The organism is Blastopirellula sp. SH421, from assembly GCF_057808535.1.
Genome location: NZ_CM173712.1, coordinates 1,139,758 through 1,159,830, shown reverse-complemented (window position 1 = coordinate 1,159,830; position 20,073 = coordinate 1,139,758). Strand labels below are relative to the sequence as shown.

At 57.4% G+C, this 20,073-nt stretch carries 22 protein-coding genes; 19 read left to right on the top strand and 3 right to left on the bottom strand.

Going from position 1 to position 20,073, the window contains the following annotated elements; genetic code table 11:
* Positions 1-24: 24 nt before the first annotated feature.
* The 17 genes from SH421x_RS04750 (at position 25) to SH421x_RS04670 (ending at position 12,837) form a co-directional block, all read left to right on the top strand.
* Positions 25-402 carry a DUF2190 family protein gene (locus SH421x_RS04750; RefSeq protein WP_488854251.1) on the top strand — a complete coding sequence of 126 codons (378 nt, stop codon included), beginning with the start codon at positions 25-27 and terminating at the stop codon, positions 400-402.
* Positions 403-406: 4 nt separating this feature from the next.
* Positions 407-790 carry a hypothetical protein gene (locus SH421x_RS04745; RefSeq protein ID WP_488854250.1) on the top strand — a complete coding sequence of 128 codons (384 nt, stop codon included), beginning with the start codon at positions 407-409 and terminating at the stop codon, positions 788-790.
* Positions 791-794: 4 nt separating this feature from the next.
* Complete coding sequence (locus tag SH421x_RS04740; RefSeq protein ID WP_488854249.1) at positions 795-1,265, top strand: hypothetical protein; 471 nt, start codon at positions 795-797, stop codon at positions 1,263-1,265.
* Positions 1,266-1,273: 8 nt separating this feature from the next.
* Positions 1,274-1,747 (top strand): hypothetical protein, encoded by a 474-nt coding sequence (locus SH421x_RS04735; RefSeq protein WP_488854248.1) that lies wholly within the window; start codon positions 1,274-1,276, stop codon positions 1,745-1,747.
* A gap of 75 nt (positions 1,748-1,822) precedes the next feature.
* Complete coding sequence (locus SH421x_RS04730; protein ID WP_488854247.1) at positions 1,823-2,005, top strand: hypothetical protein; 183 nt, start codon at positions 1,823-1,825, stop codon at positions 2,003-2,005.
* A 51-nt stretch (positions 2,006-2,056) separates the two neighbouring features.
* The gene (locus tag SH421x_RS04725) at positions 2,057-2,578 is read left to right on the top strand and encodes a hypothetical protein (RefSeq protein WP_488854246.1); all 522 of its coding nucleotides are present in this window, start codon (positions 2,057-2,059) and stop codon (positions 2,576-2,578) included.
* Between the two features lie 53 nt (positions 2,579-2,631).
* Positions 2,632-2,841 (top strand): hypothetical protein, encoded by a 210-nt coding sequence (locus tag SH421x_RS04720; RefSeq protein WP_488854245.1) that lies wholly within the window; start codon positions 2,632-2,634, stop codon positions 2,839-2,841.
* Between the two features lie 3 nt (positions 2,842-2,844).
* Positions 2,845-3,387 carry a hypothetical protein gene (locus SH421x_RS04715; protein WP_488854244.1) on the top strand — a complete coding sequence of 181 codons (543 nt, stop codon included), beginning with the start codon at positions 2,845-2,847 and terminating at the stop codon, positions 3,385-3,387.
* A 57-nt stretch (positions 3,388-3,444) separates the two neighbouring features.
* On the top strand, positions 3,445-5,238 hold the full coding sequence (locus tag SH421x_RS04710; protein ID WP_488854243.1) for a hypothetical protein: 1,794 nt from the start codon (positions 3,445-3,447) through the stop codon (positions 5,236-5,238).
* Positions 5,239-5,253: 15 nt separating this feature from the next.
* Positions 5,254-6,093, top strand: coding sequence for a hypothetical protein (locus SH421x_RS04705; protein WP_488854242.1), 840 nt, complete (start codon positions 5,254-5,256; stop codon positions 6,091-6,093).
* A gap of 2 nt (positions 6,094-6,095) precedes the next feature.
* Positions 6,096-7,385 (top strand): hypothetical protein, encoded by a 1,290-nt coding sequence (locus tag SH421x_RS04700; RefSeq protein ID WP_488854241.1) that lies wholly within the window; start codon positions 6,096-6,098, stop codon positions 7,383-7,385.
* An 8-nt stretch (positions 7,386-7,393) separates the two neighbouring features.
* Positions 7,394-8,035, top strand: a complete 642-nt coding sequence (locus SH421x_RS04695; RefSeq protein WP_488854240.1) for a hypothetical protein — start codon at positions 7,394-7,396, stop codon at positions 8,033-8,035.
* An 18-nt stretch (positions 8,036-8,053) separates the two neighbouring features.
* On the top strand, positions 8,054-8,755 hold the full coding sequence (locus SH421x_RS04690; protein ID WP_488854239.1) for a hypothetical protein: 702 nt from the start codon (positions 8,054-8,056) through the stop codon (positions 8,753-8,755).
* Positions 8,756-8,782: 27 nt separating this feature from the next.
* Positions 8,783-10,108, top strand: a complete 1,326-nt coding sequence (locus SH421x_RS04685) for a hypothetical protein (protein ID WP_488854238.1) — start codon at positions 8,783-8,785, stop codon at positions 10,106-10,108.
* A gap of 2 nt (positions 10,109-10,110) precedes the next feature.
* A complete protein-coding gene (locus tag SH421x_RS04680; protein WP_488854237.1) occupies positions 10,111-10,641 on the top strand; it encodes a hypothetical protein in 531 nt (176 codons plus the stop codon).
* Positions 10,642-12,471 carry a hypothetical protein gene (locus SH421x_RS04675; RefSeq protein WP_488854236.1) on the top strand — a complete coding sequence of 610 codons (1,830 nt, stop codon included), beginning with the start codon at positions 10,642-10,644 and terminating at the stop codon, positions 12,469-12,471. It begins immediately after the preceding gene.
* A 3-nt stretch (positions 12,472-12,474) separates the two neighbouring features.
* Positions 12,475-12,837 (top strand): hypothetical protein, encoded by a 363-nt coding sequence (locus SH421x_RS04670; protein WP_488854235.1) that lies wholly within the window; start codon positions 12,475-12,477, stop codon positions 12,835-12,837.
* Positions 12,838-12,839: 2 nt separating this feature from the next.
* On the opposite strand, the gene SH421x_RS04665 is transcribed toward SH421x_RS04670, so the two are convergent.
* On the bottom strand, positions 12,840-13,751 hold the full coding sequence (locus tag SH421x_RS04665; RefSeq protein ID WP_488854234.1) for an Abi-alpha family protein: 912 nt from the start codon (positions 13,749-13,751) through the stop codon (positions 12,840-12,842).
* Positions 13,752-13,768: 17 nt separating this feature from the next.
* Here SH421x_RS04665 and SH421x_RS04660 point away from each other — a divergent pair, with 17 nt between their 5' ends.
* Complete coding sequence (locus SH421x_RS04660; protein ID WP_488854233.1) at positions 13,769-14,545, top strand: DNA-methyltransferase; 777 nt, start codon at positions 13,769-13,771, stop codon at positions 14,543-14,545.
* Here SH421x_RS04660 and SH421x_RS04655 read toward each other — a convergent pair.
* The gene (locus SH421x_RS04655) at positions 14,537-17,506 is read right to left on the bottom strand and encodes a TrlF family AAA-like ATPase (protein ID WP_488854232.1); all 2,970 of its coding nucleotides are present in this window, start codon (positions 17,504-17,506) and stop codon (positions 14,537-14,539) included. The two genes, SH421x_RS04660 and SH421x_RS04655, sit on opposite strands and share 9 nt — an antisense overlap.
* Positions 17,507-17,548: 42 nt before the next feature.
* Positions 17,549-18,403 (bottom strand): hypothetical protein, encoded by an 855-nt coding sequence (locus tag SH421x_RS04650; protein ID WP_488854231.1) that lies wholly within the window; start codon positions 18,401-18,403, stop codon positions 17,549-17,551.
* A 481-nt stretch (positions 18,404-18,884) separates the two neighbouring features.
* Between SH421x_RS04650 and SH421x_RS04645 the strand changes: the two genes are divergently transcribed.
* Positions 18,885-20,063 carry a DNA polymerase Y family protein gene (locus SH421x_RS04645; protein ID WP_488854230.1) on the top strand — a complete coding sequence of 393 codons (1,179 nt, stop codon included), beginning with the start codon at positions 18,885-18,887 and terminating at the stop codon, positions 20,061-20,063.
* Positions 20,064-20,073: the final 10 nt, after the last annotated feature.

Genomic DNA, 20,073 nt, shown 5'->3' with positions numbered 1-20,073 from the left:
GCCGCGATACAAGGAGTTTCAATCATGAATGCGGTTTTGATTCAAGGCTCGCCGCTGATGCTCGACTATACGCCGAGCGGCTCGGCCGTCGCCGCCGGCGACGTCGTCGTGATCGGCGGCATGGTCGGCATGGCCCACCGTGACATCGCCGACGGCCAACTCGGCGCGCTCGGATCGGGCGGCGGCGTTTATCGCATGCCGAAGGCGACCGGCGTCAGCACCGGGATCGGCGACCGCGTCCTGGTCTACTGGGACGCCGCTAATGAAGTCGCCACGCCCGACGATGACAGCGGCGCAAACAAGCTGATCGGCCATACGCACGGCGTGAGCGCCGACGCCGATACGCACCTGAAGGTCGTTCACCACTCGGCCGTTTATGGTCCCGATCAGGTGAGCGCGTAAAGCAATGGGCAACTTTTTAAAGGGGGCGACCGCCTGGCTATCGAAAACCGTGCGCCAAGCGGCCCCCACGCCCATCCGCTACGTCGTCGGATCCGAATCGGTCGTGATCAACGACGCGGTCAAAGGGGCGAGCGATTTCGAGGCGACCAGCGACGAAGGCTACGTGCAAAACACGCGCTCGATCGACTGGCTGGTCGCCCCGGCGTCGATCGTCATCGCCGGCGAACAAATCAAGCCGAAGAAGTCACACAAGATCTTCGAGCTAGACCCCGACACGCTCGAGGTCGTCGGCTCGTATGCGATCACCGGCTCACCGGGATTGCCGGAAGCCGAAGTGGGCGGCCAGTTCGCCGAGCTGACGCGAATCCACACGACCAGGATCGGGTAACGCCATGGCGACCAAAGAACGATCGATTGAAGTCGCCGACGCGCTCGTCTGCAAACTGGCCGAGTTCGGCTTTGCTGCGCAGCGCGCCTACCAGGCTTATTTCGATACCGAAGACACCGCCACGGCGAAGATCTTCGTGGTCCCTGGGGCGCACGAATCCGAGCTAAACGACCGCGACGGCAACCGTCATGACATCCAGGTCCGGATCATCATCACGAAGTTGATCGACGACGTTCACGACGTCGCCGAGATCGACGGCGTCGCGTCGATCTGCGCGAGGATCAAACGGCTCTATGACAAGCCGGAAACGGGCGACGTCGAAAACCCGCACGCCGGCCAACTGCGAGCCGAGCCGATGGCCGGCGCGCAGTGGATCGGCCAATTGGTCAACAACCCGCTGTTCGAGCCCGATCGCCTGGCCAACGAATCGCAATATCTGTCTCAAATCGTCATCACGTACCGCGGCAACGCATAGGAGGCGACATGCCTTTTGAACATGACATCCCGCTTGGCATGCTGTCCAAGCTCTACCGCAACACCGGCACGCACGAGACGCCGGTTTGGGTATTGATCAAAGGGGTGAAAGATCTCTCGATTCCCTTTAGTAAAGATCGTGCCGACTCGATGGATCGCGACCACGATTGGAAGTTTGAACGCGGCACGTTCAAGTCGACCGGCTTAACGTTCCAAATCGAACAACGGAAGTCGCTGAAAACGGACCTGGATATTCTACGGTCGTCGTTCCTGTCGGGCGATCTGATCGAGTTCTACGCGGCCGACGGCGACGTGACCGAGCCGGGAACCGAAGGCTTGCGCGCGATCATGGAAATCTTCGATTATCCGATCAACCAGGCGCTCGCGTCGGCCCGCAATATTGACGTGACATGCGGCATCGCACGCGGCGTCGAAGGGGGCGTTGTCATTCCGCCCGATTGGTACGTGATCCCCGAAGCATAAGCGACGGCTACGGCCGGCGCGGAAATCTCACAACTTCATTCTTTCCCAAGGAGGGCGCCACGGCGTCGACAAACCATGAACGAACAAGAACGCAAAGCGCTAGACGTGCTCGAGCAAGCCGCCAATAGCCTGCACCCCGAACGCATCGCCCATATCAAAGCGGCTGACCTGGCGATGCTCTGCCGAGAAGCTCGCAAGGCCAACCCGTCGATCGCGCCGGCGTCGGTTGCTGCTCTGACCAAGTCGGTCGAGAAGTAAGCCGCCGCGCGTCGCCTTTCCTTCCACCTGTTAGCGCAAGAGAATCCTTCCATGAAAGCCAAAACGAATTCGTTCACGGACGAACGAGGCCGTCGGTTTTTGGTCCGCGTCAACGGCTCGACCGTGCGCGAGCTGAAGACGCGGCTGGGCGTCGACCTGATGCAATTGCTCGAAGGCAACGACAACGCGCCGTTGCTCGAGATGATCGGGAACCCGATGACGCTGGTCGACGCTCTCTTTATTTTCTGTCGCGAAGACGTCGAAGCGCAGAAGCTGACCGACGAAGACTTCGGCCGCGGCCTGGCTGGCGAAGCGATCGACCACGCGGTCGACGCGTTACTGGCGGGGATCGTCGATTTTTTCCCGAAGCGTCGCCGGCCGATTCTGCAGGGGATCTTGGACAAGATCCACGAGCTAGAGACGGGCGCGGCGACGCAGATCACGACGCGGCTGGAGGGGGAGAAGATGAACCAACTGATGCAGACGATCTTGGCGAACGCGGGGAAGGACGCGGACGCCGCGATCGACGCCGAGCTGGAGCGGCTTATTGGTGGGAGCAACTCCACCACCTAGCCGCGATCGCCGGCGTCGATCCTGATCGTCGGACGCTGCGGGAGCTGGTTTGGATGGCCGAAGGACGCAGCCGACACGACTGGTCGCAAACGGCGTCGCTAATGGCGCTAACGGCCGAGATCAATCGAGATCCGAAACGCCGCAGCCGCGCGTTCGAGGCGGACGATTTTAATCCGTTCGCCGATCGCCAACCGCGGCCGGAAGGGATTCCGCTTACCAAAGAAAATCGGGCGATTTTCCGCCGGATGTTCGGCAAGAAGTAACGCATGCCGCCAACGACGCAATTCGGTCTGACGCTGTCGGTCAAAGAATGGTTCTTTGATCGCGTGAAAGTTCGCGACGCAGTGAAGCGGGCGAACAAGGGAGCGCTCGGTCGACAAGGGGCGATGGTTCGACGAACCGCGCGTTGGTCGCTGAAACGGGTCACGCCGAAGCAAGCCGAACGAGCGGCTCGCATGGCGAAAGTAGCGAGGAAGCACGGCCGCAAATATGTGGATCCAACGGTTAGTCAACCAGGAAAGCCGCCGAAGATACACACCGCGGGTGACTTCAATCCGAAGAAGATATTGTACGCGTTCGAGCCGCTGCGCGAGACGGTCGTGATCGGTCCGCTACGGTTCAACACGAAACAGAACGCGGTCGAAACGCTCGAGCACGGCGGCCGCGTCGCGATATATTCCGGCCGTCGTCGCAAACGTCGTTTTGTGCGATGGGTCACGATTCAGCCGCGGCCCTTTATGGCGCCAGCGGAACGGACGGTTCGCAAGCTGATGGAAAAGCAGTGGGCGAATAGCGTCAAAAATCGATAGATCTCGGCCGCCGTCTGCGGCCTAGTCCCCAAGCGCCCAACGGGCACGGCGGACAATATGAGCGCTGGAGGAATTCGCGCCGGCCGGGCGTTCATCGAGCTGGGCGTCGAAGGAAAAATAGACGGCCCGCTGCTCGCCGCGCAACGGCGACTAATGGCGTTCTCCAACTCGGTCGAGTCGATCGGCCGACGGATGATGCGCATCGGCGCCGCGGTCGCTGGTTTCGGCGCTGCGATCGGCGCCCCTTTATTGGGAACGCTCAAGTATGGGAGCGATCTAGAAGAGACGATGAACAAGTTCAACGTCGTCTTCGGGAAAAACTCCGACACGGTCAAAAAATGGAGCGACGACTTCGGCGCGCAAGTCGGTCGGTCGAAGCAACAGATCGCCGATTTCATGGCCGGTACGCAAGACTTGTTTGTTCCGCTCGGCTTCGAGCCGGGCACCGCAACCGAGCTAAGCAAGCAAGTGACCGGCCTGGCGGTCGACTTAGCCAGCTTTAACAACATCGCCGACGACTCGAGTTCACTGCGCGATCTGCACGCGGCGCTGACTGGATCGGGCGAAGTCATGAAAAAATATGGCGTCGTACTCGACGAAGCGGCGGTCAAACAAGAGCTGTTAAACCAGGGAATTGATCCCAAGGGGGCGACGAACCAACAGAAGGTAATGGCCCGTTGGACGCTAATCATGCGCGGTACGACCGCCGCGCAAGGGGACGCGATCCGCTCGGCGGCGTCTTACGCCAACCAACTGAAAGCGCTGCACGCCAATTTCAGCAACATGGCCGCGTCGATGGCAAGCGCCATTTTGCCGATCATCACTCCGATGGTCACGCTCGCTTCCAGCGTCATCAAAGCGATCGGCGAGTGGATCGAGAAAAACGGGACGCTGGTCCGGATCTTATTCGCCGTCGCCGCTGCGGCGTTCACCGTCGGCGGCGCGATCTTCGTCTTGGGGACGATCCTGTTCGGGCTCGCGCAAGCGCTCTCCGGCTTGGCGTTCATCATGCCGCTATTGGCGGCCCTATGGGCGGGCATCGTGACCGGCGTCACGGCCGCGATCACTGCACTAGGACCGTTCGCCGTTGTTCTGGCGGCCGTCGCCGCAATCGTCGTCCCGATGGGGACCGCGATCGCCGCGTATCTTTGGAGGACTGGTATTGCGGCGAAATTTCTCGGCGCCGCGTTCGCCGCTTTGAAGTCGCAAGTCATGCCCGCGATCGAAGGGATCCAGGCGGCGCTGCAGACCGGCGACATCGAAGCGGCGGCGAAGATCCTGTGGTTGCGCGTCAAGCTCGCGTTCGCCGAAGGGATTCAGGCGGTCGTCGGTCTGGCCAGCAACATTCAGGCGGCGTTTTTGAATGCGTTCGACGCGATCGGGACCAACGCCGTCAAAGCAGCGAAGAAGATCCTGGCGGCGTTCTCGGCTGAGGACATTGGGGGCGAACTGGCCGAGATGGATCGCGATCTACTCGCGCGCGTCTTGGCTCGCTCGCGATCGGGAGGCCCGGTCGACACGATCCTGGGTCTCTATGTCGAGCAAGTCGAAGGCCAACTCAACGACGCGATCAAAGCGGCCAAAGACAAAGCGGCCGCGGCCGAAGCGCCGGGCGAATCTGACAAGCCGGTCGACGATACGCCGAAGATTCCTGACCTCTCGGGCGTCGGCGATCGCGTTTCAAAATCGCTCGACTTCGCCGTTGGCACGTTTAGCGCGGCGTCGGTCGGTCTGATCGGTACGCAAGCGCGGCCCATGGAAAAAATCGAACGCAAGCTCGGCGACATCGCCAGCGACGTCAAAGCGATTCGCGGCGCGGCCGAGAACGCCGAAGGCGCCGAGTTTGGCTAAGGGAGCAAGGAAGCCATGCCAGTAACCGACATTTGGGAAACCACCGGAAGCCGATCTGGAAACGATCAGGCGGGAAAGAATTCCGCGCGTCAGCGCAAATACATCGTCGAAGGAAGCGACGACGACGCCGAGATCGTCTTGGCCGTCGATGCGTTTTCCCCCGCAACGCACCTGGGCTACTTCTCGCCGCTGGTCAAAGACAAGATCAGCAAAGAGCAACTCGGCCCGCGGTACTGGCTGGCCACGGTTGACTACATCACAGCGGAGAAGAAAGACGACAAAGACGACAAGCCGCCCGGCGAAGGGATCTTTTCTTGGGACACCACCGGCGCGACGCAACACGTCACCGTTAGCAAAGAGACGGTCGACAAAACGAGTTATTCCATGTCGGAGGAAGCGCCCGATTTCCAGGGTGCGATCGGCGTCGACGGCGACCAGGTTCAAGGGATCGACGTCGTCGTTGGATCTTTGCAATTTCAATTGGAATGGAAGCTGCCGAAGGCGAGCGTCTCGCTCGCATACATCCGCACGCTTCGCGACCTGACCGGCACGACCAACAACGCGACGTTCAAAACCTGGCCAGCGGGCGAGCTGCTCTTTCTCGGCTCGACCGGCCGTGAGTCGACCAGCGGCGACGTCAGCGCCTTGTTCTATTTCCTGGCCAGTAAAAACGTTGACGAATTGGACCTACCGGCGACGATGGTCGACACGATTCCGAAGAAGGGGCACGACTGGCTGTGGTTTTATTTTCGCAAGGACGAAAACGACGGATCGCTGTTGCAGCGGCCGAAGTTCGCCTATGTCGAACGGCTTTATGACCCGGCCGATTTCGGGGATCTGGGGATCGGAACCTAATTATGAGTGATGTCACAAAAGGCCAAAAACTGCGCGGCAACATCAAGGCAAGCGAATGGAACTCGATGCGAAAGCTGGTGCGCGAATCTCGCGGCGCGAATCTCGGCGGCGGTCCGCTCGACCTTTCGCAGCTCAACGGCCGGATCGAATGTTACGCCAAAAACATGTCGGGGACCGATGCGTTGGCCGGCGCGCCGATGGGGATTTTTTACCCGCAGAATCTCGCCTCACTTTACACGCGGTCGGATCAGATTCGAAGCCAGCCGTGGCTGCGCTTGGAGCGGCCGCAACCAGGTCGAGAGTTTACCTATGTCATCACCACCGAAAAAATCCCCAACGGCAAAGTGGGGAAGGTTGTGTTGCGCGGGCTGTGTGTGGCGAGATTGCGCCGCATTGGGGAGAGTCTGACATTGCCCGCCGATCATCGCTTCGCAGCGCCTGACGTCAGCGACGGCAGCGACCGGACGGCAGTGATTCGCGCTGGTTTTGGGTTCGCCAAAATCTTGGGCGTGGTGGGGGAAGGTACTTTCGACGACGACGAGGAAAACCCTGATCCAGGGTATGACCTGGCCCTGCTAGATCTCGGCTGCTCGCAAGAGCCGCAGCTGATCCAGTTTCGGCTGACCGAGGACATGGGAGCGACGACGCCGAATCAGGCGGCCGCGACCTATATCCACCAAGGCATTGAGGGCGTACCAATCATCGTGAAGGATCCGTTTAACTTTTTTGCGACCGCGAAAGCGGGCGGTACAGACGTGAACGCCGGAAATGGTTGGGGCATCCGAACCGGTGGGTTGCATTACACCGGCTTCGGTCCTGACAACGCCTGCTATGCGATCCAGATCGGTACTTACGCTTCATGGAAAAACACCTGGGGTAGCTCGGAAGGGAATTTTGCGAGCACCTGGTACCATCCTCCCACTCCCTTCGCCAGCAGCGTTAACTGGAACCCTTCAGGGGAGGCTACTTCGCAAGGGCCGCGGCTGCCGAAAGGGCACTTCCGCTACTCGATCTCATTCAACGTGAAGCCTGCCAACACGCCGCAGACCAACGTCGAATTTAGTTTTAGTCTGAGGCTCGGCACTACTAGTTTCGCGGGGTTCCGGCAAACAGCGGTTAACCAAGATCATCGCGTCCGTTTTCATCACACCGGAATCTTGGAGAATATCGCCGACGGGACGATTTTCAACTTGAATCCGAGCTCAGGCAGTGGCGGGTCGGGAGCAGCGCTGTACTCCAATTTTGATTTGACTTTTCAAAGTTTCGAAACAGGCCGCCTGTTCACTGGCTAGGAGCCTCTATGTCCCTCCTTATTCACAACGCGATCAGCGGCTTCACCCAATCGCACGGCACATGGCATGGCGTGCTCGACCTGGCCGAGAAGCTGCGCGAGTCGCATTGCGACGGAGTGCGCAGCCGTGTCAATTATTTTCGGTGGTGCGAAGACTGGGGCGCGATCGCCAACTATCACCTGGCGCTCGCCGAGCAGTACCGGACCGCGCCGACTATCGGGATCTACGCCTATAGCTGGGGCGCTGGCTGGGGAGCGATGCAGCTCGCGCAGCAACTACGCCGCCGCGGCTTGAAAGTTCGCGTGATGGTTTTATCGGATCCGGTTTATCGTCATCCGCTGGCGCTGTGGCGCAGCTTGCGCAACGCCTGGTGGCCGATGTTCGGCGAGCCGCTGATCCGCGTCCCGTCGAACGTGAAAGAAGTCTACTCGTTTCACCAAATGCAAAACCGGCCGAGCGGTCATAAGCTAATCAGCGCTTCGCGAACCAACGGCGCGATGATCCACCCGCCGGTGCTGTTGCACTGTGACCATCAATATATGGACGACGCGCCGGAGTTTCACCGCCTGGCGCTCGATCAAGCGGCGAAGATCTGCGCCGAGACGCAAACGATCAAGCTCGAGGCGATCCGCCGCGGGCAAATTTCTTAACGCACGGAGGCTCAAACCATGAGCGCGATTCTCTACACGAACGGCTTGCACCTGCTCGACTGGACCAGCGACGTCTTGCGGATTCTTTTGGTGCGCGACACGTCGACCTATGTCCCGAACCGGGACCATGACTTTCTCTCCGAATTTTTCGCCGGCGGCGGTCAAGAAATCTCCGTTGCCTCGTACGCGCGTCAAACGCTCGGTTCGACAACGCAGACAGCGAACGACGCAGCCGATCAAGTCGAGTACGATTGCGACAACGTCGCGTTCGGTGATCTTGAGGCGGGGCAGAACGTGAAAGGCTCGTTGATCTATCAGCAAGTGGGCGGCGACGACTCGACGCCGGCGAACGATCGCCTGATCGCTTATGACGACGGCAAGATCGACATCACCCTGGCGGCCGACGCGGCGACCAGCGCCACGACGCTGTGGGTCGAGCGGCTCGACGCGCAGCTCAACAGCGGAGCGGCGCTCGACTTCGGCGGGGGCAAGACTTGCACGCTGACAGCGCCGGCAATGCGCGGCGCTCGGCAACTCTCGACGACCGCCCTGGCCGCTGCGGCCGACGCCGGCGACGTCGCCGCCAACGTCAAGACGTCCGCGATCCTGCCGCTCGACGGGATGGATCTGATCGCCGTTTTACAGAACGGCCCGATCAGTATCGTGATCCCGACGGCCGGCATCATCACGTTGGCGCAGAAGGGCATTTTCAACCCGTAATCGATAGCGGGAAGACTGGGGGAAAAGATGGCGATCGGTTTTGACGCATTGGTTTTCGCCCCGATTGGGGCGATTGGGACCGGGCCGGCGGTGCTGCCGTTGTCGGCGCTGACCGGCTATTTTTTGCCGAGTTCGGACAACATCGGCAAAGATATGTATTACGTCATCAAGCACGGCAACAACGTCGAAGTCGGTAAAGGACCGCTCGGTTTTTCGGAGTTGCAATTCAACGTGAGCCGCGGATTGATCCGCAGCACGACCGGCTCGCTGTTGAATGTGACGAGCGGTGCGACGATCGCCGTAGGAGACGTCGGGCCCGATGCGCTCGAGATCGTCAACATTTACGACCACGCGACCGACACGATCACGATTAGCGACATCGTGGCCGAAGCGATCGCCGCGGATGTCGGCGTGATCGACGACGCAACGATCGGCGGCGTGCAACTGCCGGCAACGCCTGGCACGCTTGGTCAAGCACTGGTGATGACGGGCGCGGGTATAGCCGGCTGGGGTGACGTTTCGACGGCGACGCCGCATCACGTCGGCGGGCGACTCTCTTTATCGTCGACTGATTCCGAGCCAAATGGTGGGTACTTTCCCACGAACGTGTTGTACTGGACAGCGTCCATCGACAACTTCATTCGACTGTACGACCCTGCGAATAGCGTTTGGAAAATGATCGATCTTGGCGGAAGCCTTTCTTTTGATCGATCATCACGCAATGACACCTCCGGGAACGCAATTGCTGCTGATTCTGTCTACGATGTCTTTGTTAGCTATAACTCTGGTTCGCCGCTGATCGAGTTGCAGAAGTGGACGAACCTCTCAACGAGAGCGACTGCCCTTGGCACGCAAAATGGTATATTCGTAAGAGGATCAAACCCGCAATCGCTTTGGGTCGGAACGGTTCGCGCCGACGCGTCGGCGCAGTTTATCGACACTACAACCAATCGTTACGTTTGGAACCACTACAATCGCCGCTTGGTCAATGCGATCAAGGTAGACGCGACTGCTCATTCTTATGGAAGCACTGCGGTTCGTGCTTGGAATAATTCGGCGGCTAGTCGAATCACATTTGTACTGGGAAGTACTCAAGCCGTGTTGGTAAGTTGCTGGGGTACGCTCGCGAAAAGCGTCGCGTCAGCCGAAGTCAATTTCACTGCAGGGTTCAATACGACGGCTGGTTATGGACCGATCTGGACGGCAGCGAATTCCCTCGGGACGCAGCGAGGATCATGCAATCAACAGTACGTTGTTGGCGCCGGATCGTTTTTTTTCAGTTGCAATCAGTACGTAAACGGTTCTAGCGTCACATTCTACGACTACAATTTGCATTGCGCTTACATGGGGTAGTGATGACACCGATCGAAATACACGCCGCGCTTGCATCCCTGGGAACTGTCGCCGGCGTCAGCTTTGCTGCCGAAACGCACGAAGCGAACAACGCGACGTTTCACACGTTCGAGAATCAACTGATACGTGTCGATTGGGACCACGCACCAAGCTCACAAGACGAAGCGGCCGTTGTGCCGACGCTGACCGCGATGCTGGCGTACTCTCGGGATTTGGCAACCGTGTACGCATGGTGGTCGCAAATTATTACCGACGGATTCGACACCGGCCTTGGCTGGCGGATGGCTCTTGGGGACACCGATCGCGATAAGCTCGACCAATTGCGCAACCAGCTTGAGCGGAAAAGCAGCGACGCGGATTTTGCGACCAAGATCCGCTACGTATGGGACCAGAACGGCTTGCCGCGCGGCCTGCTCGGCCCGGCGGCTGTCGCTCTGCTCGACGCTTACGCCGACTACGCCGAATTCAAGATCGCCAAGTTCGCCGAATATGCCGAGCAGATCGCCGCCGGTACTTTTTCGGGAGTCGACTAAATGGCGCTGATGAGCGGTTCGCTCATGGACGGCCCGCTGATGCACCTGGTCGGTCGGGCGCGTTCGTCTCAGTGGACGACGCAACGAGCGTTCGCGACGACGCGGCGCATGCTGAAAGCGAGCGGCGGGATTTCGCCCCGACATCATGCCGCGCTATCACCTGGCCAACTGCGGCCGACGACTTCGGCCGTTCACGTTGCGGCGAAGTATTCGCCGCAAGCAACGCTGCGCAGCACAACCACCAACGCCGTAAGCTGGTCGCTACGTCTGGACGCCGGCGCGACGATCACGCCGCGCGATCTAGCGGCTGGCGCCAAAGAGGACCATGCGACCATCGCGGCCGAGCTGATCGAGCAGCGCGACGTAACGGCTGGTTGGACCGCTAAGGCCGCGGCGATCGAGTTGGTCGCTGACTCAGTTGGTCAACGACTAGAAACCGGCGGCGAGATCGAGCCGCTCGATCAATCGCTGCGCATCGAACCCCAAGCGACGACGATCGACGCGACGGTTCGTCTGGTCGCACAGCCGCTGGCCGCGATCGCCGCCGATCACTTGGTCGACCTGGCCGCGGCCGCCGTTTGGTCAAGTCGCTCGTTCGCCTGGTCGGCGGCGTCACCTGCAGCCGATCATCACGCTGGCGGCGCCTGGTCGCCGGCCGCTCGGCATGCGGTCGCCTTGTCCGGAAAGCTGCTCCTGGAAGTCGACCGCGCGGTGGAGCTGCTCAAGCTAAGCGGTGAGCTCTTCTTGGATCCCTTGCATGTGCTCTGGGCCCGGCCGATTGGCTGGACTACGATCGCGGCCGAGCTGATCGGCCGGCGCAACCTAGCCGCCGGCGTCGAGCTGCGCCGCAACCAGGCGGCGAGTCGATCGATCTGGTCACCCCTGACGCGATCCGCGGGATCGGCGGCCGAGCTGCGCAAGATCGTCGCCGAGCTGGCCGAGATCTCGCCGATCGCCAACGTCGCGTTTTCGATTGGGATCCAAACCATCGCCGCCGAGCTAATCGGCTTAAACCGCCTGGCGGCCGCTGTGGAGCTGCGATCCGGTACTGCGGCAAATCGATCGACCTGGTCCCCCGCAACGCATCAGGCGGGATCCTGGCGATCCGTTTTACCGCTGGCGGCCCAATTTTGCCCGATCTCGCCGATCGCGGCGGTCGCGCGGTCGATCGGGATCCAAACGATCGCGGCCGAGCTGATCGAGCGGGCCGACCTGGCCGGCGGCGTCGAGCTGCGGCGCAACCAAGCGGCGAGTCGATCGACCTGGTCGCCCCTGACGCGATCCGCGGGATCTGCGGGCATGCTGCGCACGATCGTCGCCGAGCTGGCCGAGATCGCGCCGATCGCCGACGTCACGCGGTCGATCAGGATCCAAACGATCGCGGCCGATCTGCTCGAGCGGTTCGACCTGGTCGCCGGCGGCGAGATCCGGCCGACGGCGATCGGCGGCCTGGTCACGGTCGCGGCCGGCGACATCTTCGGCGGCGCGGACCTGGTTACTGGTCGACGTCACGCCTGGCGCCAATTGCAACGCCTGACGGCGACGATTGGCGCACGGTCAACGCGCCTCGAGATCTCGGCGGCGACCAACTGGAAACCGTTCGGCGGATTCGGTCCGGTATTGATCGCGCCGCCCGAAGTGTACTATCGTCTGGACGACAATCGCGCGGCGTATGACCTGGCGGCGGCGCTCGGTCGCTTTAACCTGACCAACGACCGGGCGATCTTCGAGCTGGCCGAGTTGCTCGCGCGTTATGATCTCGACAACGATCACGCGGCGTTCGACCTGGCGGCCGACCTGGCGACTTATCACCTAGAAACGGAGTTGTAAGCGATGACCAAGGCCGTCGTTAAACGTAAAATCGAAAAGAACGCCCGCGAGTCGAAGTCGTTCGTTATCCACTGCGGCGGCGTGCTGTGGCCTGGCGAAACGATCGAAGCGGTCGATGCGGCATCGATTGTGATCACCGACGCCGACGGCGAAGTGCTTGCCGAAGGCGATAGTTTTGAGATTCAGGGCGCTACCAAGAATGCCTCGCATATCTGCGAACCGGGCGAAACGCCGGTACCGACCGGCGAAGGGATCGTCGGCTTCTTCGTCGGCGGCAAGTCGGCGACGACCTACCTAGTGACGATCCCGTTCACGACCAGCGGCGGGCAAGATCTCGACGCGGAGTTCAGAATCGATGTTCGGTAGGACTATCCGTAGGGCTCGGCAACCTCAATTCCGTGCGATCGGCAGAATTCTTTCATTGTCGAATAATTCCCCTGGCTTCGTGCGAATAGCTGCAACCCCAGCGGCGACATCTGAAGGTAGGAACCATTTCCCGAAAGATATCCGGAATTTAACATGTCGACTAAATTAGTAGTCGCCATGATTCCCAACTCGCGAGAGCATCGCTCGGAACTGCACTCCCCTACCGTATCGAGTTCGGTGGTTGAATAAAACACTCCACCAACCTCACCGCCTCTTTGCTGCGTAATCGTAATGATCAAATCCTCTTTCAGTCGCACTCTGGCGACATCTCGCATGAAGTGATTCAGCAAGCGAGCCTGGACCTTAGTCATGTTCGACAGTAACCCAATAAAGAGCAGATTCGCATCGTCATCGCCGTCTTCGCTAAATGAGGAAGACAAGAGACCAGCCCACATATCTTGAAGAACGAAGTCATCGACCCAAGACCCTTTCTCCACGACTTCGTACATAATTCTTGGATGAACGCTGCCGGTTTTGTCGTCTCCAATTTTTTCAGCGGCCTTCCTGAGAAACTCAACTAGATTCTTTCCCCTAAAAGCTCGGATTTGATCGCGAATCAATAACCCGACCTCCTCCGCTGCGGGCTCGCATAATTTCCGTACATAGTGCGAGGTTTCCTTCACGATAGCTTCTCCAGCAACCTTGCCGACACCTAAAGCCGCAGCTGCTGCAATTAAATCTGAGCTGTCCAATTCACTGCCCTCCCAATACCGTGCGAAACTCAACACCACGTCATTTGAATTCAATTCTTTAGACAATTCCAGATCTGTAACGATTCTCTCGAACAGCCGCGTTTGGCGTTGCTTCGTCCGCTTTCCCTGCGATCCTGTCGGCACGCCTTGCGTCGGCGACATCGATCGAAGGGAACAAGATGCGAACGATTTACAACCAACAAGCGACCAAGTTGATCGTCGGCGATGGCCTGACCGTCTTACCGAAGCTGGCCGCTAAACGAGAAAAGTTCCATGCGGTCATCACCGATCCGCCCTACTCGAGCGGCGGATTGCATGCGTCAGCGAGACGACAAGAAACCGGCCTCAAGTATCAACAGACGGGCGCCAAACGTCACCCGAATTTTCTCGGCGACAATCGCGACCAGCGGAGCTATCTAGCCTGGTCGACCATCTGGCTATCGCATTGCTTCGAGCTGCTCGAAGATCGCGGCGTCGTTTGTCTGTTCATCGACTGGCGCCAACTGCCGACCATGAGCGACGCGATCCAAGCGGCCGGTTTCGTCTGGCAAGGGGTCGCCGTTTGGGACAAGCAAGCCGCGCGGCCGCGGATGGGCGGTTTCCGCCAACAATCCGAATTCCTGGTTTGGGGATCGAAGGGAAAGCTACCAAGTGAAGGCCGGTCGCTACCTGGCGTGCTGCGGCACGCATACGTGAAGGGAAAGGAACGCGTCCACGCCGCACAAAAGCCGGTCGACCTGATGGCCGATATCTGCCAGATCGTCGCACATCGGGACAATCCGCGCGTCTTGGATCCGTTCGCCGGATCGGGATCGACACTGATTGGCGCCCGTCGCTGCGGCTTCGCCAGCGTCGGCGTCGAACAATGCGAGACAATCGCCGCGATCGCGGCCGATCGGCTGCGAGCGGTGACGCTGGGGGCAGATTCTCAGAGAGACGAGATATCATCACTCTGAATTAATGGTACGCGACAAACGATATCGACGTTCACGATCAAGAAACGCATTTTCGCCACCCTCCAGTATTTCGCAAACGACTTTCCGAATATCGGGGTTTTCGATGGAACCGCAGCGGTAGGTGACGTTCGGTAATCCACCGGTGGAGTTTGGCTCTGACGAGGCAACAATGACTTGATCAGCATCGGTATTAACCACCAAGTTGGCGTTGTGGGTAACGATAATTACTTGCCTTCGCTTTCGCGCGTCTCTGAAATGCGGTACCAACTCATCAAAGACAGATTTCGGATCGAGATTTTCCTCCGGTTGATCAATAATGAGCGGTCGCCGATCCTGCGCATCGATCACCAAGTAAAGCAAAAGCAAGACGATTCCACGCGTCCCAGGTGAAAGTTGTTCGATTGCAACACCATCGTAAGTAATGCCGTATTGCATCACGATATGATCCGTGCTGTAAATCCATGACGCCACACGCTGAACCCATGCCGCTTTCGATTCTAAAGTGATCGTCGAGGGCATGGCCAACATGAATTGCGAGTGCATTTCCCAGATGAAGGTATGCATCGCTTCTCCAACTTCCTCGGCGGAACCATCCCGCCAAGCTGGAACAAGGATTTTCTCCGCTTGAAGTTTCAATGCGCCGTGTCCTCGAAGCAGCGATTGATTTCGAAGATCGAAAAGTTCCTCTCCCGCTTTTATCCAAGCGGACAGGTCAATCTCTCGCGAAACCGAGAGTTGAAGCCTCTTTAATGATCCCTTTGCTTCTTTAAGGGTTTCTTGCAATGGAGCATACATCTCTTCCAGAACTCGTTTCTCATCAAGAAACGATTGAAATACCTCAACGTACAACTCCCTTCTTCGCTCAGTCAGAACTTGCCTTAGTGCCTCTGCTCCTTTGGCAAGAGCAAGCTCTTCATCTGCCTTCTCCAGCAATTTTTTATCTGCCGTTACTTGCCGCTGCAATTGGCTGTATCGCTGTTGCTTACGCCCATCAAGTCCCACTAGTTTTTTTGCTTTTTCCAATTCGGTTTTAAGCGTCTCCAGCGGCCACATTGTCGACGGATTTACTTCAATGTCGACAAGCTCGCCGCCACCTTCGACTCGCCTCTTGATTTGTAAATTTATGGCATCGATTCGATCGGAAATAATTGAATCGACATTTCCGCGAAAAACCATTTCAAATGAGGTCCATTGTGCATCCAAAAGGCCGGTTTCCGAGAAGGCCTCTTTCAATCGCACCAACTGTTGAGGCGCAGTACTCTTTACTATATTCCCAACTTCCTTCTTTAAATCCTCCACACGCAATTTCGATCGATTTAGCTTTTCAATAGCGTTGTTTCTTGCGTCCAACGCAGATCCAAGTTCTGCTAATCTTGTCGCGTGAGCTTCCTTGTTTGTTGGAATTAACAACTTCATCTCTTCACCGGCTTTTCCCAACCGTTTTCGTCGGGCGACTTGCTCGGCCTCAATAACTGGAATCCGTGCGTGAAGGGCTTCTGCGGAATTTATTCGATCGGAAGTTTCACCAATCTCGCCCTGCGCTAATTCTCGATTACGACAAATTGGATTGAGATGAATCTCAGCAAGCTCATCGAAGGATTCGGCATCATATTTCTCGGTTGGATCAGTGGCGTCAAAAACGACTCTCTCGATCTCCTTTCGTAGTTCCACCGCGAGACCAGCGGCAGAACAAAGTTGCTCGACGAACTGTTGAGAAAGATACCGAACCGTGTCGTTGTCGCCTTTTAAATTACGCCTACCGAGAAACTTCGTCACACACTCCCCATCACCCCAATGCAAATCCACGACAGCATTTTCCAGGTGATTCACGGGATTCGAAGCCCGATGAATAAAAGAGGTTTTCAGTTCCAATGGTGTGGTCACATCGGCACCAATGGCGAGAATATCCGCCAATGCGGTTTTTCCCGAACCGCGTGAACCAATGATTGCTACTAGTCCAGGATTCAAGGGAATTTCGCCGTTCTCAATCCAAGGGGTTTTTTGCGTGGAAATTCGCGATATGCATTGGCTTGCGTCATGTCGGGTAGGCGAGTTTGGCCCGATCCAAACCCGTTCCTCAGGTTCGAGAAGACACTGCCGAAGGGAATCAAATGTTGGATCGCCTTTGATCCAGCATTGCCGCTCCTCTTTTGGGAGACAAGTATTCGCAACGTCATGCGCATCGCACCCATGTAGGCATGGCTTTCGCCCGCCGTATTTCTCGTCTAACTTGTTTTTGTCATCAGTAGCGTTTTTGCCAAGCCAGAAATCCCGTGTTTTTGGATTGGCTGCAAAGACAATGTGAGCGAATCTTTCAATCTCTTGCCGAAGCGCCGCGAAAGACGCGTCGTTCTGTAGGCCAGCCGTGCCATCGTTATTGCTCGCAGCCACCGCCACTAGACAGTTTTCGAGCACCCATTTATTAGTTCGAAACAATTGGCGGAGACTATCCAGCGATATCTTGAATTGATTCGCGCCTTCACTGCATGCAGAATCGTTGTCGAGCAAAAGGGGGTTGTGTACCCGTCCAAGACGCGCCAAGTCCGTCAGATTGCAATGGTACGGACTCCCTCGGTATTCAAATGACAGAGATGACAATGCCGCTTCGATTCGTTCGACATGATCAACGTCTTCGGGACAAAAGAGCAGGTGAAGATTGATTCCCTTCTGTCTTTCTGTCTCTACCGTTAGGCGAAATTCCACGTTAGGAAAAATTAGTTCGACTTTCGCCAGTCGACCATTCGCCTTATGGGCCTTTACTGCCTTGTAACTTTCAATGTTGAGATAGTCGGTCACCCCGAGAACTTCAACAGTTGGAGTCGACGATTCAATTGCCGTCAAGTAACCGTTCCAATCGCCCTTAAATTGATCATTCCTCAATGTCCCTGGAGCATGTAGATGCGGATTCCAACGACGCCATTGCGATCCGCGGTCGAAGGGATTTATTTCGGTAGCTGGCATGTAGTTTTCTTGATCAAATACTGGAATCAAAACCGTCGTTATTCACTGCGAATTCAAAATCGAATCAAATAGGATTTCAGTCTCGTCGAGGACCAAATGCCTTTCAGTTTTTTCACCATCAGACGCAACAACGTACATCGACACCTTGTAGAGGCCAATTTTGAGTGAGTTGATTCGGACGTCGAACGTGGTGGGATCTGCTTCAACTCGAACCGGCGCATATTTTCGGGGCTCCGACGAATCACTGGCGCGTTCGAAATAGTGAGATGCAAAGAAGGTCTCTCCATTCGGAGATTTTGGTGGACGGATATCGACCCAAAAAAGATTCGTTTCTGTAGGCATTGCGCCAAATGATGGCTGGTATTTTGGAACTGGCTCGAAGGAATGAACACGAACCTCAATCGAATCAATTACAACATTGTGACTAGGGTTCAAACGACTAGCTGAAAACCTCGCTACGAATGCCGGCTCTACATAGAACGTTGGATCAAAATCCGCTTTCGTAGAATCAGCGGTCAACGCAAACGAAACTTCCTTATTGCCAATTTGGGCAAAAATCGTTGAACCGAAACGCCTAGCCTTGGAAAGCTTCAAGAGTCGGCCGACAACATTTAGGTCTGGCTGCTCGCTTGAATCTTTCGTATGAGGGTCGTCTGTTTTTGGCATGTTGTTATTAATGACAATATTCGACCCCTCCATTCGTTCAATCGATATCGATGACGGATTGCCTCCGATTAATTTCGAGTTGACCGTCTTTCCATCTGTCGCAGGCGAGAAAGGGTAGATCCATAAAATAATCGCCAGCGGTATTGCGACCACGGATGCGAGACCGGTGAAAACTCCCCACTTTGTCCAAATCGTTAGTTTTTTGAATCGTTTGAACAAACTCAAAGCCAATCACGAGCTCCAATTTATGAACTGGCCGAGACCACCTTTGGCACGGACGGGCGCAGCCCCCCCGGCTCTAGGTTCTTCCGGTGGATGTGAACAGTCGACCCCAGCGGGAACAATCAAGAATTGGGACTTTGTTTCTTTCCTTGTCCGGCCGACTCGAGAACGCGCCGGCCGTCCGACTCCGGAAATGCCCAATCCGCCAAACCGGGCCATGATACCACCCCCAACAAGTGTCGGCAATTAAGAGTACCGGACTGTCGATCCGGTGGTTGCGGGTTCGAGCCCCGTCGGCCTCGCTTGCTGTGACTTTGTTGCACGCACGCAGTTATAAAAAACGCTGAGAGCTTTACTCTTGGCGTTTTTTTTATGCGCGCTTCTAAATTAGACGCTCCGCAGCACGCTGATTTGCTGACGTTTGTCATCACCTAGCTGCCGTAAAAGAACGCCGCTTGACGAGTGAACGCACGTTCACTATTCTTGCGGCATGATTGCACATCTCGACGCCGACTGTTTTTATGCTTCCGCCGAACGGGTTCGGTATGCCCATTTGCACGGCGTGCCGTTGGGCGTGTTGGGAAATCAGGGTGCGTGCGTTATCGCCAAATCTTATGAGATGAAGGCGCGCGGCGTTTCGACCGGGATGCCGATTTGGGATGCGCTCAAGGTTTGTCCGGAAGGGGTTTACGTTAAACGCGACTTTCATTGGTACGAGGTTTTGTCGCGGGCCATGTTGGCCATTGTGCGTGAGCGTAGCCCGCGGGTCGAGTATTACTCGATTGACGAATTCTTTTTTGACGCGGCTCGTCTGGACGATCCGCTCAGCATTCAAGCCGATATTTTAAAGCGGGTTGGCGTGCCGATCTCGATTGGGGTTGCGGCGACGCGCACGTTGGCGAAGTTGGCCAGCGACGCGTCGAAGCCGTTTGGCTGCCGCGTTTTGCGGGACGATGCCGAAAGCTGGGACTATGTAGACGCGTTGCCGATTACTGAAGTGACCGGTATTGCCCGGCGCAGCGCGGTCAAGTTGGCGGCCCAGGCGATCACGACGGTCGGCGACTTTCGCCGGGCCGATCGCCGGTTGATTCGCCAGCTGCTGACCGTCAAAGGCGAAACGCTGTGGTATGAGCTGAACGGCGATCCGGTCACGCCGATTGCAACTACGCGGCCGATGCACAAAGCGTTGGCCCGCGGCGGCAGCGTCGGTCAGGCGACCGCCGATCGGGACCGCATCCAAGGTTGGCTGCTGCGCAATCTAGAACGTCTGGTCGAAGCGTTGACCTTGAACCGTTACGCCTGCGGGCGGCTGACGCTCGAACTGGCTTATAAACATGGGGGAGGCGCCGCGCGGACGCAAAAGTTGTTTCGTCAAACGGAATCAAGCGATGACCTGTTGCCGGCGGCGCTGCTGGCGCTGACCTGCTGGAACGGCGTCTCCCGGATTTCGCACATGCACTTGATCGCCGATCAACTGACGGCCGGCGAGCGGCAACGTTCGCTGTTTGACAATTCGACGTCTAAACTAGATCAATTGAAAGCCAGCGTGAACGAAAAACTGGGACGGTTTGCGGTGCGGAGCGGATCGACGCTGCACTTGCCGGACCTCTACTCTGATTCGGCTCACAACTATGACATCTGCGACGTGCAGGGAAAAACGTGTTTCTGATTTTGAAAGA

What these genes read in the sequence shown, in the direction of transcription:
- SH421x_RS04750 (WP_488854251.1), top strand. Translation starts at nt 25, where the DNA reads ATGAATGCGGTTTTGATTCAAGGCTCGCCGCTGATGCTCGACTATACG.
- SH421x_RS04745 (WP_488854250.1), top strand. Translation starts at nt 407, where the DNA reads ATGGGCAACTTTTTAAAGGGGGCGACCGCCTGGCTATCGAAAACCGTG.
- SH421x_RS04740 (WP_488854249.1), top strand. Translation starts at nt 795, where the DNA reads ATGGCGACCAAAGAACGATCGATTGAAGTCGCCGACGCGCTCGTCTGC.
- SH421x_RS04735 (WP_488854248.1), top strand. Translation starts at nt 1,274, where the DNA reads ATGCCTTTTGAACATGACATCCCGCTTGGCATGCTGTCCAAGCTCTAC.
- SH421x_RS04730 (WP_488854247.1), top strand. Translation starts at nt 1,823, where the DNA reads ATGAACGAACAAGAACGCAAAGCGCTAGACGTGCTCGAGCAAGCCGCC.
- SH421x_RS04725 (WP_488854246.1), top strand. Translation starts at nt 2,057, where the DNA reads ATGAAAGCCAAAACGAATTCGTTCACGGACGAACGAGGCCGTCGGTTT.
- SH421x_RS04720 (WP_488854245.1), top strand. Translation starts at nt 2,632, where the DNA reads ATGGCCGAAGGACGCAGCCGACACGACTGGTCGCAAACGGCGTCGCTA.
- SH421x_RS04715 (WP_488854244.1), top strand. Translation starts at nt 2,845, where the DNA reads ATGCCGCCAACGACGCAATTCGGTCTGACGCTGTCGGTCAAAGAATGG.
- SH421x_RS04710 (WP_488854243.1), top strand. Translation starts at nt 3,445, where the DNA reads ATGAGCGCTGGAGGAATTCGCGCCGGCCGGGCGTTCATCGAGCTGGGC.
- SH421x_RS04705 (WP_488854242.1), top strand. Translation starts at nt 5,254, where the DNA reads ATGCCAGTAACCGACATTTGGGAAACCACCGGAAGCCGATCTGGAAAC.
- SH421x_RS04700 (WP_488854241.1), top strand. Translation starts at nt 6,096, where the DNA reads ATGAGTGATGTCACAAAAGGCCAAAAACTGCGCGGCAACATCAAGGCA.
- SH421x_RS04695 (WP_488854240.1), top strand. Translation starts at nt 7,394, where the DNA reads ATGTCCCTCCTTATTCACAACGCGATCAGCGGCTTCACCCAATCGCAC.
- SH421x_RS04690 (WP_488854239.1), top strand. Translation starts at nt 8,054, where the DNA reads ATGAGCGCGATTCTCTACACGAACGGCTTGCACCTGCTCGACTGGACC.
- SH421x_RS04685 (WP_488854238.1), top strand. Translation starts at nt 8,783, where the DNA reads ATGGCGATCGGTTTTGACGCATTGGTTTTCGCCCCGATTGGGGCGATT.
- SH421x_RS04680 (WP_488854237.1), top strand. Translation starts at nt 10,111, where the DNA reads ATGACACCGATCGAAATACACGCCGCGCTTGCATCCCTGGGAACTGTC.
- SH421x_RS04675 (WP_488854236.1), top strand. Translation starts at nt 10,642, where the DNA reads ATGGCGCTGATGAGCGGTTCGCTCATGGACGGCCCGCTGATGCACCTG.
- SH421x_RS04670 (WP_488854235.1), top strand. Translation starts at nt 12,475, where the DNA reads ATGACCAAGGCCGTCGTTAAACGTAAAATCGAAAAGAACGCCCGCGAG.
- SH421x_RS04665 (WP_488854234.1), bottom strand. Translation starts at nt 13,751, where the DNA reads ATGTCGCCGACGCAAGGCGTGCCGACAGGATCGCAGGGAAAGCGGACG.
- SH421x_RS04660 (WP_488854233.1), top strand. Translation starts at nt 13,769, where the DNA reads ATGCGAACGATTTACAACCAACAAGCGACCAAGTTGATCGTCGGCGAT.
- SH421x_RS04655 (WP_488854232.1), bottom strand. Translation starts at nt 17,506, where the DNA reads ATGCCAGCTACCGAAATAAATCCCTTCGACCGCGGATCGCAATGGCGT.
- SH421x_RS04645 (WP_488854230.1), top strand. Translation starts at nt 18,885, where the DNA reads ATGATTGCACATCTCGACGCCGACTGTTTTTATGCTTCCGCCGAACGG.